At 74.4% G+C, this 12,993-nt stretch carries 10 protein-coding genes; 2 read left to right on the top strand and 8 right to left on the bottom strand.

Annotation, left to right across the window (positions count from 1 at the left end):
* Nucleotides 1-69: 69 nt before the first annotated feature.
* Nucleotides 70-1,080, top strand: coding sequence for a TerC family protein (locus FHR77_RS03440; protein ID WP_056053566.1), 1,011 nt, complete (start codon nt 70-72; stop codon nt 1,078-1,080).
* Between the two features lie 72 nt (nt 1,081-1,152).
* The gene (locus tag FHR77_RS03435; protein WP_167258842.1) at nt 1,153-1,734 is read left to right on the top strand and encodes a histidine phosphatase family protein; all 582 of its coding nucleotides are present in this window, start codon (nt 1,153-1,155) and stop codon (nt 1,732-1,734) included.
* A gap of 111 nt (nt 1,735-1,845) precedes the next feature.
* Here FHR77_RS03435 and smc read toward each other — a convergent pair whose 3' ends face one another.
* The 8 genes from smc to FHR77_RS03395 all read right to left on the bottom strand — a co-directional run bounded on the left by smc (nt 1,846) and on the right by FHR77_RS03395 (nt 12,953).
* Nucleotides 1,846-5,601 (bottom strand): chromosome segregation protein SMC, encoded by a 3,756-nt coding sequence (gene smc / locus FHR77_RS03430; RefSeq protein WP_167258841.1) that lies wholly within the window; start codon nt 5,599-5,601, stop codon nt 1,846-1,848.
* A gap of 118 nt (nt 5,602-5,719) precedes the next feature.
* Nucleotides 5,720-6,706, bottom strand: a complete 987-nt coding sequence (gene mutM / locus FHR77_RS03425; protein WP_167258840.1) for a bifunctional DNA-formamidopyrimidine glycosylase/DNA-(apurinic or apyrimidinic site) lyase — start codon at nt 6,704-6,706, stop codon at nt 5,720-5,722.
* A 3-nt stretch (nt 6,707-6,709) separates the two neighbouring features.
* On the bottom strand, nt 6,710-7,408 hold the full coding sequence (rnc, locus tag FHR77_RS03420) for a ribonuclease III (protein WP_056053555.1): 699 nt from the start codon (nt 7,406-7,408) through the stop codon (nt 6,710-6,712).
* A 64-nt stretch (nt 7,409-7,472) separates the two neighbouring features.
* Entirely contained in the window at nt 7,473-7,676 is a 204-nt protein-coding gene (gene rpmF / locus FHR77_RS03415; RefSeq protein ID WP_043593937.1) for a 50S ribosomal protein L32, read from the bottom strand.
* Between the two features lie 82 nt (nt 7,677-7,758).
* A complete protein-coding gene (locus FHR77_RS03410) occupies nt 7,759-8,346 on the bottom strand; it encodes a YceD family protein (protein ID WP_341777203.1) in 588 nt (195 codons plus the stop codon).
* Nucleotides 8,347-8,357: 11 nt separating this feature from the next.
* Nucleotides 8,358-10,628: a transglutaminaseTgpA domain-containing protein gene (locus FHR77_RS16560; RefSeq protein WP_167258839.1), complete on the bottom strand. Its 2,271-nt coding sequence runs from the start codon at nt 10,626-10,628 to the stop codon at nt 8,358-8,360.
* On the bottom strand, nt 10,621-11,904 hold the full coding sequence (locus tag FHR77_RS16555) for a DUF58 domain-containing protein (protein ID WP_167258838.1): 1,284 nt from the start codon (nt 11,902-11,904) through the stop codon (nt 10,621-10,623). Before FHR77_RS16555 ends, FHR77_RS16560 begins: the two co-directional genes overlap by 8 nt.
* Before the next feature lie 17 nt (nt 11,905-11,921).
* Nucleotides 11,922-12,953, bottom strand: a complete 1,032-nt coding sequence (locus tag FHR77_RS03395) for an AAA family ATPase (protein ID WP_056053545.1) — start codon at nt 12,951-12,953, stop codon at nt 11,922-11,924.
* Between the last annotated feature and the right edge of the window lie 40 nt (nt 12,954-12,993).

Below are 12,993 nucleotides of genomic sequence, written 5' to 3'. Positions count from 1 at the left end.
GGCTCGATCATCTGACGATCGAGTGGAAGAGACCTTCAGTACACATTCATGCGTACTGAAGGGAACTGCATGGACGTCTCACTCGTCACCTGGATCATCACGATCGCCGGAATCCTCGGGCTCCTCGTCTTCGACTTCTACAGCCACGTGCGCACGCCGCACGAGCCCACCATCCGCGAGTCGGCCATCTGGTCCGCCGTCTACATCGGCATCGCGATCCTGTTCGGCGTGGGCGTCGGCATCTTCTCGAACTGGACGTTCGGCGGTGAGTACTTCGCGGGCTACATCACCGAGAAGGCCCTGTCGGTCGACAACCTCTTCGTCTTCCTGATCATCATGACGGCGTTCGCCGTCCCGCGGATCTACCAGCAGAAGGTCCTGCTCGTCGGCATCGCGATCGCGCTGATCTCGCGCGGCCTCTTCATCGCCGCCGGCGTCGCGATCATCGACAACTTCTCGTGGGTCTTCTACCTCTTCGGCCTCCTCCTCTTCTGGCTCGCCTACAGCCAGGTCAAGGGCGGAGAGGACGAGGGCGACCAGGCCGACAGCAAGCTCATCCGCTTCCTGCGCCGCATCATCCCCACCTCCCCCGACTACGTCGAGGACCGCCTCACCACCAAGATCGACGGCAAGCGCCTCTTCACCCCGCTCTTCCTGGTGATGGTCGCGATCGGCCTCACCGACGTGCTCTTCGCGCTCGACTCGATCCCGGCGATCTTCGGCCTGACGCAGGAGGCGTACATCGTCTTCACCGCGAACGCCTTCTCGCTGCTCGGCCTCCGCCAGCTGTACTTCCTGATCTCGGGCCTGCTCGAGCGCCTCGTGTACCTGGCCCAGGGCCTCGCGGTCATCCTCGCGTTCATCGGCGTGAAGCTCCTCTTCCACGCTCTGCACGTGAACGAGGTACCGTTCATCAACGGCGGTCAGCCGGTCGAGTGGGTCCCCGAGATCCCGATCTGGTTCTCCCTCAGCTTCATCCTCGCGACGATCGCCGTCGCCACGGTCCTCAGTCTCGCCAAGGTGCGTCGAGACGGGAAGCGCGAGGTCGTGGTGCCGGTGAAGGAGCCCAGCGACAGCTGATCGCCGTCACCGCGTCGCCGCCCCACGAGGGCGGCGACGCACCGGCCCTCGATCGAACAGGAACACCCGCTCATGCGACTCGAACTCATCCGCCACGGCCAGACCGACTGGAACAGCCAGGACAAGCTCCAGGGCTCGTCCGACGTCCCGCTCAACGAGACCGGTCGAGGCCAGGCCCGCGAGGCCGCACGGCTGCTCTCGGGCGAGCCGTGGTCGGCGATCGTGTCGTCGCCGCTCGGACGGGCCCGCGAGACGGCGCAGATCATCGCGTCCGAGCTCGGGATCGAGCTCGGCGACGCGTACGACGAGCTGATCGAGCGCGACTACGCCTCGCGCGAGGGCTGGGTGCCGGACTCGCCCATCCCCGACGAGCCGAACGAGTCGTACCCCGACATCGAGCCCCGTGAGTCGGTGGCGGCCCGCGGCCTCGGTGCCCTCGAGATGATCCGCGACACGCGCCTCCCCCTCGACGGCCCCGACGCGAGCATCGTCGTCGTCTGCCACGGCACGATCATCCGCTTCACCCTGTCGGCCATCATGGGCAGCGAGGCGCCCCACATCGAGAACGCCGCCGCCAACACCGTCGAGTGGGACGGCGAGTCGTGGAAGGTGCTCACCGTCAACGGGGCGCTGCACGAGGCCGACGCCGACTGACCGGACGACGGGCTCTCCGTCTCGAGACGACCCGCGCCTCCCCCGCTCCTCCGCGAGCCCGGGAGGCGCGGGTCGTCTCGTCGTCGGAGACCCGGCACCCGAGGGGGTCGGTCAGCCGACCTGCTCGGTCGCGACGCGCTGGCCGACGACGGCGCTCACGCCGTCCTGGCGCATCGACACCCCGTAGAGGGCGTCCGCGATCTCCATCGTGCGCTTCTGGTGCGTGATGACGATGAGCTGGCTGGACTCGCGGAGGTCCTGGAAGATCGTCAGGAGGCGGCCGAGGTTCGCGTCGTCGAGGGCGGCCTCGACCTCGTCCATGATGTAGAACGGGCTCGGCCGGGCCTTGAAGATCGCGATGAGCAGCGCGACCGCCGCGAGTGAGCGCTCGCCGCCGCTCAGCAGCGAGAGCCGCTCGATCTTCTTGCCGGCGGGGCGCACGGTCACCTCGATGCCCGTGCCGAGGAGGTCGTCGGGGTCGGTCAGGGTCAGCGAGCCGCTGCCCCCCGGGAAGAGCACCGGGAACACCCGGTCGAAGGCCGCGCTCGTGTCGGCGAACGCGCTCGCGAAGACCGTCTGCATCTTCGCGTCGATCTCGTCGATGATCGTCAGCAGGTCGCGTCGGGTCGCCGTGAGGTCGGTCAGCTGGTCGGCGAGGAACGCGTGCCGCTGTTCGAGGGCGGAGAACTCCTCCAGGGCGAGCGGGTTGACACGGCCGAGCCGGGCCAGCTTCGCCTCGGCCGCGGCGAGGCGCCGCGTCTGTTCCTCCCGGTCGTAGGGCGTGCTCGGGACGTCGTCGGCGGGGTCGGCACCGTCGGCCCCGTCGAGGTGGTCGCCGGAGTCGGCGCCGGCGTCGGGGTCGGTGTCGGGGTCGGCGTCGGGGCTGGCTGCCCGCGCCGTGGCCAGCGCCGCGTCGTCGGGCACCGGCACGTCGGGCCCGTACTCGGCCACGAGGACCTCCTCGGAGAGCCCCAGCTCGGACGCCGCCCGCTCGAGCAGCTGACCGACGTGCAGCTTCTTCTCGTAGATCTCCATCTCGAGGCCGTGCACGTGCTCGGTGACGGCGCCGAGTCTCTCGCGCAGGGCCCGCTCGTCGCGGCGGAGCGCCACGAGCTCCTCGTTCTGCTCCGCGCGGGCGGCCTCCCGGGCGGTCAGGTCGGTGCGGGCCTCGCCGAGTGACCGGGCGACGGCGTCGACGACCAGGGGCAGGGCGTCGAGCACCGCCGAGGTCGTCGCCATCTGCCGCTGCCGGAGCACCGTGCGCCGCGCCTGTTCCTCCGCGGCGGCGGCCTGCTGCCGACGCCGCCGCTCGAGCCCCTCGGCGCGCGCGACCTCGGTGCGCACCCGCTCACGGACGGTCTCCAGGCGGACGCGGGCCTCGACCTCGGCGCCCCGCGCACGCTCGACCTCGGCGACGACGTCGCCCCGGCCCGACGCGTCGAGGACGGGGCGCGGACGGGCGGCGTGCTCGTCGTGGGCCGCGACGGCCTCCGTCACCCGCGCATCCGCCTGCTGCACGGACGACTCGGCGTCGCCGAGCGCGCCGCGGAGGCGCTCCACCTCGGCCTCGGCCGCCTCGACCCGGGCGCGCACGCGGTCGAGCCGCTGCTCCTGCGCCGCGAGGGCCTGCTCCTGCGCCCGCGCGGCGGCGGCGGCCTCCCGCACGGCCGCGGCGGCCTCGCGGAGGGCCGTGCGGGCAGCCGCCAGCTGGTCGGCGGCCTCGTCGTGCTCTCGGGCGAGCTCGTCGACGACGGCGCCGACCCCGACGAGCCGCTCGGCGGCCTCGTCGCGGTCGGCGACGAGCTCGAGGCGCGAACGCTCGCCGCCCGACCCGCCGCGGAGGACCCAGTCGGTGAGGACCTCGCCGGAGCGCGTGATGACCGTGACGGGGAGGGGATGCTCCGTCAGGGCCGCCCACGCGCGGCGGGCGGCGTCGAGGTCGACGGCGAGCACGGTGCTCGCCAGCAGGCCGAGCACGCCCTCGGGGCCCGTCACGACCGACACGGCGGCGACGGCCCCCTCGGGCAGGGCGACGGCCAGGTCGACGCGCGAGCGGGCGGGCTCGGCGACGACGACCTCGACGCGGCCGAGGGCCTCGTCGGCCGCGTGCGCGACCGCGTCGAGGGCCGCGGCGGAGTCGTCGGCCAGCACGCCGTCCACGACGCTGCCGAGGGCCGCGGCGACCGCGACCTCCCACCCCTCGTCGACCTGGACGTGCTCGGCGACGAGCCCCCGGACCCCGGGCCGGCCGGCGGCGACCAGCGTCGACGAGCCGTCGCCCTGGTCGAGGGCCATGGCCAGCGCGGCCCGACGGGCGGCGAGGGCGTCGCGCTCGCGCTCGGCGGCGTGACGTCGGTCGCGCAGGTCGTCGACCCGCGCCTCCTGCTCGGCGACGCGGGACTCGAGCTCGGCGACGCGTCGCTCGGACTCGTCGCGCACGGCGGCGTGGTCGACGGGCCGGGGAGCCACGGCGTCCGCTCCCCCGTCGGCGGCGGAGGCGGCGGCGGAGGCGGAGGCGGAGGCGGAGGAGTCGGCGGGGTCGGGGTCGGACGCCGGTCCCGACGCCGAGCGCTCGAGCTCCTCCTGCTCCGCCCGGCCCGCGGCGAGGCGCTGCTCGGCCGCCTCGAGCGCCACACCCTGGCGGAGCAGCTCACCGCGGACGGCGGCGAGGCCGGACCGCGCGGCGTCGGCCGCGCCCCGGAGCCGCGAGAGCTCGAGGTCGTGCCGCGCGACCTCGGCGCTGCGCGCCGCGATCTGCTCGTCGAGGGCGTCGAGCCGTGACCGGGCCGCCCCGACGTCGGCGCCCGCGCGGGTGACGGCCGCCTCGGCCTCGGCGACGCCGCCCTGCAGCCGGACGGCCTCCTCGCGCGCGTCGGCGACCATGCCCGCGCTGACCGTCGTCTCGACGGCGGGCTGGTCGCTCTGCTGGGCGAGCAGCTGGAGGCGCTGCTGGGCCAGGCTGGTGAGGCTGCGGAGGCGTTCGTGCACGGACTCGAGCCCGAACGCGACGCGGCGGGCCTGGTCGACGGCGTCGCCGATCATCGCCTGCTCGAGCCGGTGCTCGCGGGCCTTGGCCTGGTCGAGCTGCTCCTGGAGCACCTGCCGCTCGGCGCGCCGCTCGGACTCGGTGCGCCCCTGGCGCGCGAGCACGTCACGGAGGCCGACGACCTCGTCGGCGACGAGCCGGGCCCGGGCGTCGCGCACCACCGCGGCGATGGTCTGGGCCTCCCGGGCGACCGCGGCCTGCCGGCCCAGCGGCTTGAGCTGTCGACGCAGCTCGCCGGCCAGGTCGCTCAGCCGCGTCAGGTTGGCCTGCATGGCATCGAGCTTGCGGAGGGTCTTCTCCTTGCGGCGCCGGTGCTTCAGGATGCCGGCGGCCTCCTCGACGAAGCCGCGGCGCTCCTCCGGGGTGGCGTGCAGCACCGCGTCGAGCTGGCCCTGGCCGACGATGACGTGCATCTCGCGCCCGAGCCCGGAGTCGCTGAGCAGCTCCTGCACGTCGAGCAGCCGGCAGCCCTCGCCGTTGATGGCGTACTCGCTGCCGCCCGAGCGGAAGAGCGTGCGGCTGATCGTCACCTCGGCGTAGTCGATCGGCAGGGCGCCGTCGGAGTTGTCGATGGTGAGCACGACCTGGGCCCGGCCGAGCGGCCCCCGGGTCGAGGTGCCCGCGAAGATGACGTCCTCCATCTTGCCGCCGCGGAGGGCCTTGGCGCCCTGCTCGCCCATGACCCAGGCGAGCGCGTCGACGACGTTGCTCTTGCCCGAGCCGTTGGGGCCGACGACGCAGGTGACGCCGGGCTCGAAGGCGAAGGTGGTCGGCGACGCGAACGACTTGAAGCCCTTGAGGGTGAGGCTCTTCAGGTGCACCCGGGGCCCCCCTTCGTCTCGCGCGTCACGGAACGGGACGGCCGACGACGACCGGGGCCCGTGCCTCCCAGGATAGGTGCGGCCACCGACGACGCCGGGACCGACACCGGCCCGCCCCTCAGGCCCCGCGCACCCGCTGGCACCGGGGGCAGAAGTGGCTCGAGCGGTTCATGAACGCCGCACGCTCGATCGGGGTGCCGCAGCGCGGGCACGGCTTCCCCTGCTGGCCGTAGGCCGCCAGGCTGTGGCTGAAGTAGCCCGACTGCCCGTTGACGTTGACGTACTGCGCGTCGAAGCTCGTGCCTCCCTCGCCCAGGGCGCGGAGCAGGACCGTGCGCACCTCGGCGAGCAGCGTCCGGGCACGGGCCCGGGTCAGGCTCTCGGTGGGCTGCTCGGGGTGCACGCGGGCCGCCCAGAGGCTCTCGTCGGCGTAGATGTTGCCCACGCCGCTCAGCAGGCCCTGGTCGAGCAGGGCCCGCTTGACGCCGGTGCGCCGGGCGAGCAGCCGCGTCAGCACCCGCCCCTCGTCGAAGGCCGGGTCGAGGGGGTCGCGGGCGATGTGCGAGACCTGCTGCGGCACGCGGAGCTCCCAGGAGGCGCGGGTCGGGTCGGTCGGACGGCCGTCGGCCGCGGTCGGCAGCGGCTCGGAGCCGAGCAGCTCGGAGCCGGCCCAGCCCGCGGGCGCCCCGTCGAGCGTGGGGACGGTCTCGTCGAGGGCCATGGAGCCGAAGATGCGCTGGTCGACGAAGGCGAGGCGCAGCGGCCCGTGCGCGGGGCTCTCGACGTCGAGCCGCACCCGCATCAGGCGGTCGGGCTCGGCGTCGCGCTCGCGCAGCAGCACCTGGCCGCTCATGCCGAGGTGCGCCACGAGCGCCAGCGGCTGGTCGTGCACGGCCGCGGGCTCGAACGGGAACCAGAGGAACTTGCCACGGCGCACCGCCGCGTCGAGGGTGCCGCCCACGAGTCGGTCGACGAAGTCGTCAGAAGGGCCGCGGTGCCGCTTCAGCGACCGGTCGTCGAGCACCTCGACGTCGGTGACGACGGCGCCGGCGACCACCGGCGCGAGGCCGGCGCGGACGACCTCGACCTCGGGGAGCTCCGGCACGGGTCAGCGAGCCCCGGCGCTGAGCCGGGTCCACGCGTCGAGCGCGGCGGCCATCTCGGCCTGCTTCTTGCTGCTGCCGTGGCCCGTCGCGACGTCGTCGGCGCCGAGCCGGACGATGGCGTGGAACCGCTTGTCGTGGTCGGGGCCGCTGTCGGTGAGGTGGTACGACGGGGCGCCGAGGCCGAGCGAGGCCGCCAGTTCTTGCAGGCTCGTCTTCGGGTCCATCGCGGCGCCGAAGCGGTCGGGGTCGACGAGCAGCGGCGCGACGAGGCGCAGCACGAACTCCGTCGCCGCGTCGGCGCCGGCGTCGAGGTAGGTCGCCCCGATGATCGCCTCGACGGTGTCGGCGAGGATCGAGTGCTTCTCGCGGCCGCCGGTGAGCTCCTCGCCCCGGCCGAGGCGCAGGTGCCGGCCGAGGTCGATGTTGCGGGCCACCTCGGCCAGCGCGACCGTGCTGACGAGGCTCGCCCGCCGCTTGGCCAGCTCGCCCTCGTCGAGGTCGGGGTTCTCGGTGAACAGCATGACCGTGACGGCCTGGCCGAGGATCGAGTCGCCGAGGAACTCGAGGCGCTCGTTGTTGCCGATGCCGCCGTGCTCGTACGCGTACGAGCGGTGCGTCAGGGCGAGGTCGATCAGCTCGTCGCTGACGTCGATCTGCAGGCGTGACAGAAGATCAGCCCGGTCGGCGCTGGCGCTCGACACGGGCTGATCCCTGGTGGACGTCACTTCGAGACCTCGAAGACGGACGTGGTCACGCTCGACGTGCTCAGACGTCGGCGACCTTGCGGCCCTTGTACTCCATGTACAGGGCGGTGCCGGCGCTGTCTTCCACGACCTTGGCGCGGTGCGGGAGGCTGTAGGTGACCTTGCCGTTCTCGATGGTCTTCACGAGCTGCACGGGAGTGGCCTTCCACTGCGAGCGGCGGGCGTGCGTGTTGGAGCGGGACTGCTTCCTCTTGGGAACGGCCATGAGGTTCTCTTCTCTGTTGCGGCGCCCTCGCGGGTGCCTGGTCTGTCGTGGTGGTGACGCGCGTGGTGCTGACGCGGTGGTGCTAGTGCTGCTCGCCCTGCTCGCCGCGGTCGTGGTGACCCGGGCTCGCTGGCTCGCCGTCGGCAGGTGCCGATTCAGCCTGGAACCCCGCGAGGGCCGACCACCGGGGATCGACGTTCTCATGAGGCGTGTAGTCGGGGATGTCCTCGATACGTTCACCCGTCACCGGGTCGAGTCCAGGGCAATCCGGCCGACACACCGGCTGGAAGGGCAGTGACAGAACCACTGCGTCTCTGACCACGGGTTCAAGATCCACGTGATCGTCTTGAACCTGATAGTCGAAAGCTTCGTCGACAGCGTACGCGAAAAGCTCTGCGAAATCGACTTCGACGGGCTGCTCGATGGCGCGCAGGCACCGGCTGCACTCGCCGGTGGCCGTCGAGGAGACGTGCCCGGAGGCGAGGATGCCGTCGTGCAGGCCCTCGAGGCGCACGTCGAGCTCGAGGGCGGCACCGGCCGCGACCGCGACCGGGCCCTCGCCGAGCTTGTCGGGCACCGTGACGTCGACGGTGTGCTCGCGCATCTCGCCTGCGCGGTGCAGCAGGTCGTACACCGTCAGCGTGTAGGGGGTGGGGGTGAAGTGAGGCACGAGGGGACAGTTTACGCTCTGCGCGGCCGACGCGCGCCCGTGCTCGCCCACAGCGAGCGCGGCGCGAGGAGCGCGGCGGCGCGGCGTCGGGGCGTCGAGGAGGCGCGGAGGGCGTCGACGACGCGACGCGCGTCCCTGCCCACGTCGGCCTCCGCGGGCCGGCCGGCGAACCGCTCGGTCGTCAGGGCGGTCACCACGCGGTCGAGCGCGGCCCGCGACTCCTCGGAGCCGTGCCGACGCCGCCCGCCGAGCCCGCCGCCCAGGTGGGCGGCCAGGACCTCGGCCGCCGCCCCCGGCGTCGCCGAGCGCGGGACGTCGAGGCGCAGGTCGTAGGCGGTGTCGAGCACCTCCTGCCAGGCCCGGAGCGCGGCGTCGGGAGGCTCGGCGGCCAACCGCCGACGTCGACGGCCGGCCCGCAGGCCGGAGGGGACGACGAGCGCCAGCACGAGGAGCACGAGGAGCGCGGCCAGGCCGCCCGGGACGGCCACCGCGGCGTTGCCGGACGACCCCGCCGCCCGCGCGGGGTCGCTGGGCGTGGCGCTGGCCGCGTCGGGGCCGGTGGTCGCAGGCGCCTCCGCCGTGGGGGTCGGCGAGGCCTCGGCGGGGTCGCTGGGCGCCGCGGTCGGCTCGACGCCGGTCTCCTGCAGGAACGACTGGGGGCGGCCGAGCCCGACGGTCGGCTCGAACGGCACCCAGCCGAGCCCCTGGAAGTACAGCTCGGGCCATGTGTGCAGGTCGTCGCTGCTGACCGTGCGCTCCTGGTCGTCGGCGAAGCCGGTGGACTCCCCCGGCAGGAAGCCGACCGCCACGCGGGACGGGATGCCCAGGGTGCGGGCCATCACGGCCATCGCCGAGGCGAAGTGCACGCAGTAGCCGCTCCGGACGCGCAGGAACGTCTCGACGGCGTCCAGGCCGCTGCCGTCGTAGCCCTGGTCGACCGGGGTCTCCTCCGAGTAGGTGAAGTCGCCGTCGCGGAACCAGTCCTGGAGGGCGACGGCCGCGTCGAAGGGGTTCGCGGCGTCGGCCGTCACGGCGGCCGCCTGCTCGCTGACGGTCGCGGGCACGCCGTCGACGGCGAGGTAGGGGGCCATGTCGGCCGGTGCGTCGCCGAGGGTCGCGACCACCTCGTCCTCCGTGGGGTCGACCGGGCGGCTGCGCACGGTGTACTCGAGCCCCTGCGTGCTCTCGTCGTCGCTCCGCACCGTGACGCCCGACTCGTCGACGACCGACCAGCCGTCGTCGATGCCGGTGATCTCGGTCGGCGGCACGGGCACCGGGAGGTACGGGCTGCGGAGCACGCCGATCGTCACCTGCGTCTCGACCGCCCGCCGCGTGGTGTCGGCGTCGACCCCGGGCGCCTCCGGCAGGACGTCGACGGTGGCGTCGGGGTCGAGCTCGACGTCGGCGGGGCTCCAGCTGCTACCCGAGAAGTCGACGAGGTCGACGAGCTTGAGGTACGTGCCCTGCTCGTCCGACGAGCGGTAGGTGAGGACGCTCACGGGCGCGCCGCGCCGCAGGTCGTCGCCGAGGTCGATGATCGGGTTGACGCCCGTGGCGAGGCCCGTGCCGGACGCGACGCCGGTGAGGGGCGAGACGCCCCCGAGGGGCACGAGGCTCGTCACGAGGCCGGCGACGGCCACGGCGGCGACGGCGCCGACGGCTCCGGCCGGGGTCGGCCGGCGCCCCGACGAGACCATGAGGAGCAGCAGGTAGAGCAGCACGGTCGCGACGACCCAGGGCCACCGGGTCTCGGCCGTCGGCACGAAGGCCGGGACGGCGAGGACGACCGCCGGGAAGAGCCCGGTCGCGCCGGGGAGGCGGCCGACCGAGGCGAGCAGGTCGACGAGGAGCGAGACGACGAGCACCGCGCCCACGACGGTCGCGAGCACGCCGTCGTCGACGGGCACCGGGGCGGTGCCGTCGGAGATGGTGAGGGCCGCCTGGTCGCTGAGGTCGCGCACCCGCTGCAGGGTCGCGGCGGTCGGCACGACGCCGAGCACGGCGGTGCCGCCCGAGACGACCGCCGTGGCGGTCGCGGTGCCGGCCAGCAGCCCGACGAGCCAGGCCAGCCACGGCGAGCCGCGGAGCGAGCGGACGAGGCCGGAGGCGCCGAGCACGACAGCGGAGACGCCCGCGCCCGCGAACCACCAGCCGGCACCGAGGAAGAGCGACGAGAGGCTGGCGAGCGAGACGACGAGCACGAGCCAGACGAGGGCGACCACGGGCCAGCGAGCGCCCTCGGCCTCGCCCCCGGTGCGCCGGGACCGCCGCGGCTCAGCCACGGAGCAGCCCGCCTCGACGCACGGCGTCGCCGACCGGCTCGGTCGGGGTGGCCTCCACGACGCGCCAGCCCGCCTCGCGGAGCGACGCGGCGACGGCCTCGGGCGACAGGACGGCGGTGGGCTCCGTCGACGAGGAGCCGGCTCCACCGCCCACGGCGGTGAAGCTGAGCGTCGGCGAGACCACGAGCGCGACGGCCGTCGACCCGGCCGCGCGGGAGCGGCCCAGCTGGTCGAGCTCGGCGCGGGTGAGGCCCGAGACGACCGCCGTGACGGGCTCCCGGGCCGCGGGCGGCGGCGCGAGGGAGTCGCTGGCGTCGTCGAGCTGGAGGTCGGCCAGGGCGTCGAGCCACGCGCCGGTGGCGTCGGGGTCGTGGCGCGCCACGAGGCTGCCCCCCGGCGTGCCGAGCACGGCGACGGAGCCCGCGTGGCCCCACTCGACCCCGAGGGTCGCGACGACCGACAGCGCCCACTCGAAGGCGTCGCTGCGGGCGACGTCGGCCCCCGTCGCGTCGGCGCTCGCGGCGCCCGACGCGGAGACGGAGTCCGACCAGCCGGCCGACCCGAGCGCGAGCACGAGGCGGGCGCTCGGCAGCCCGTGCTGCTCCTCCTGCCGGACCATGAGGTCGCCGTGGCGGGCCGTGGCCTTCCAGTGCACGCGGCGCAGCGGGTCGCCGCGGCGGTACTCGCGGGTGATCGGGTCGTCCTCGCCGCCGGAGAGGCTGTGCTCGCGCTGGCGCCGGGCGCCGTCGCCCAGCGACCTCGACTCACGCGCGAGGCCGAGGTCGACGGCCTCGGGCACGACGACGAACTCGGCGGTGCCGGGCGCGACGACGCGGCGACGGGCCACGCCGAACGACTCGACGAGCTCGACGTGGAGCGGGCCGACGCGGTGCCGCCCCCGGCTCAGCTCCGGGTGGCGGAAGGTCACGGTGGAGGTGCGCCCCGGCTCGAGCGTGACGGGCACGGCCGCCGAGCGGCGGGCGCGGCCCCACGGCACCTCGTCGCGCAGGGCGGCCTGCTGGGGGCGCCCGGAGCGGGGCGTCACCGTCAGGGTCTCGACCGCCGACCAGCCCGCCACGCCCCGCGAGGGAGTGAACCGGCGGCCGACGACGACGTCGACCCCGCGGACGAGCAGCGACAGGACGACGGCGACCACGAGGGCCACGAGCGCCACGCCGGCGAAGACGAGGGGCGGCGACTCGAGGAGCGCGCCCGCGACGGCGAGCAGCAGCCCCGCGCCCACCACGACCGCGCCGCGCCGCGTCGGCGTGGGCACTCCCCCGCGCGCCACGGTCAGCGTCGGCCGGCCGTGTCGCCGAGCGGCACGTCGGTCGAGGCGACGACGTCGGCCACCACGTCGTACGCCGCCGACACCGCGCCGGCCCCGGCGCGCCCGGCGAGGATGATCCGGTGGCCGAGCACGGGCCCGCTCATCGCGTCGACGTCGTCGGGCACCACGAAGCCGCGGCCGTTGAGCGCCGCCCACGACTTGGCGGCCCGCATGAGCTGGAGCGTCGCGCGGGGGCTCGCGCCGAGCCGCACGTCGGGGTGGCGACGCGTCGCCTGGACGACGTCGACGGCGTAGCGCTCGACCGGCTCGGCCGTGTAGACCGTCCGCACCGCCGCGATCATGCGGCGCAGCTCGTCGAGCGACACGAGGGGCCGCACCTTCTCGAGCGGGCTGACGCGCTCGCGCTGCTGCAGCATGCGCAGCTCGCTCTCGGTGTCGGGGTAGCCGAGCGAGATGCGGGCCATGAACCGGTCGCGCTGCGCCTCCGGCAGCGAGTACGTGCCCTCCATCTCGACCGGGTTCTGGGTCGCGACGACGAGGAAGGGGTCGGGCAGCGGGTGCGTGACCCCGTCGACCGTGACCTGCCGCTCCTCGAGGCTCTCGAGCAGCGCGGACTGCGTCTTCGGGGAGGCGCGGTTGATCTCGTCGCCGATCACCACGTTGGCGAAGACGGGGCCGGGCGTGAACTCGAAGCCCCCGCGGTCGCGGTCGTAGATCGAGACGCCCGTGATGTCGCTCGGCAGCAGGTCGGGAGTGAACTGGATGCGCGTGACCCGGGCGTCGACGGCCTTGGCGAGCGCGCGGGCGAGCTGGGTCTTGCCTACGCCGGGGACGTCCTCGATGAGGAGGTGCCCCTCGGCGAGCAGGACGGTGAGGGCCGTGCCGATCGCGCCGTCCTTGCCGTCGATGACCGTGGCCACCGCCTCCATGATCCGGCGCGCGGCGGCCTGCACCTCGGGCAGGGGCATGACGTCGAGGTCGCCGTCGCCCCGCAGGGCACGGTCGGACGGTCGGGTGTCGCTGGTCGTGCTCATGGTCTCTCCCGGAGGGCGTCGGGCGGGCGTGCGGGGGTGG

Origin of the sequence: Frigoribacterium endophyticum (genome assembly GCF_011759585.1) — a bacterium.
In the GTDB taxonomy this organism is placed as follows: Bacteria; Actinomycetota; Actinomycetes; order Actinomycetales; family Microbacteriaceae; genus Frigoribacterium; species Frigoribacterium endophyticum.
Note: the sequence above shows the minus strand (reverse complement) of the source record. Positions and strands in the feature narration are given on the sequence as shown.

Bases quoted from the DNA above. Each gene is read 5' to 3' on its own strand.
- FHR77_RS03440 (WP_056053566.1), top strand. From the start codon at position 70: ATGGACGTCTCACTCGTCACCTGGATCATCACGATCGCCGGAATCCTC.
- FHR77_RS03395 (WP_056053545.1), bottom strand. From the start codon at position 12,953: ATGAGCACGACCAGCGACACCCGACCGTCCGACCGTGCCCTGCGGGGC.
- FHR77_RS03435 (WP_167258842.1), top strand. From the start codon at position 1,153: ATGCGACTCGAACTCATCCGCCACGGCCAGACCGACTGGAACAGCCAG.
- rpmF (WP_043593937.1), bottom strand. From the start codon at position 7,676: ATGGCCGTTCCCAAGAGGAAGCAGTCCCGCTCCAACACGCACGCCCGC.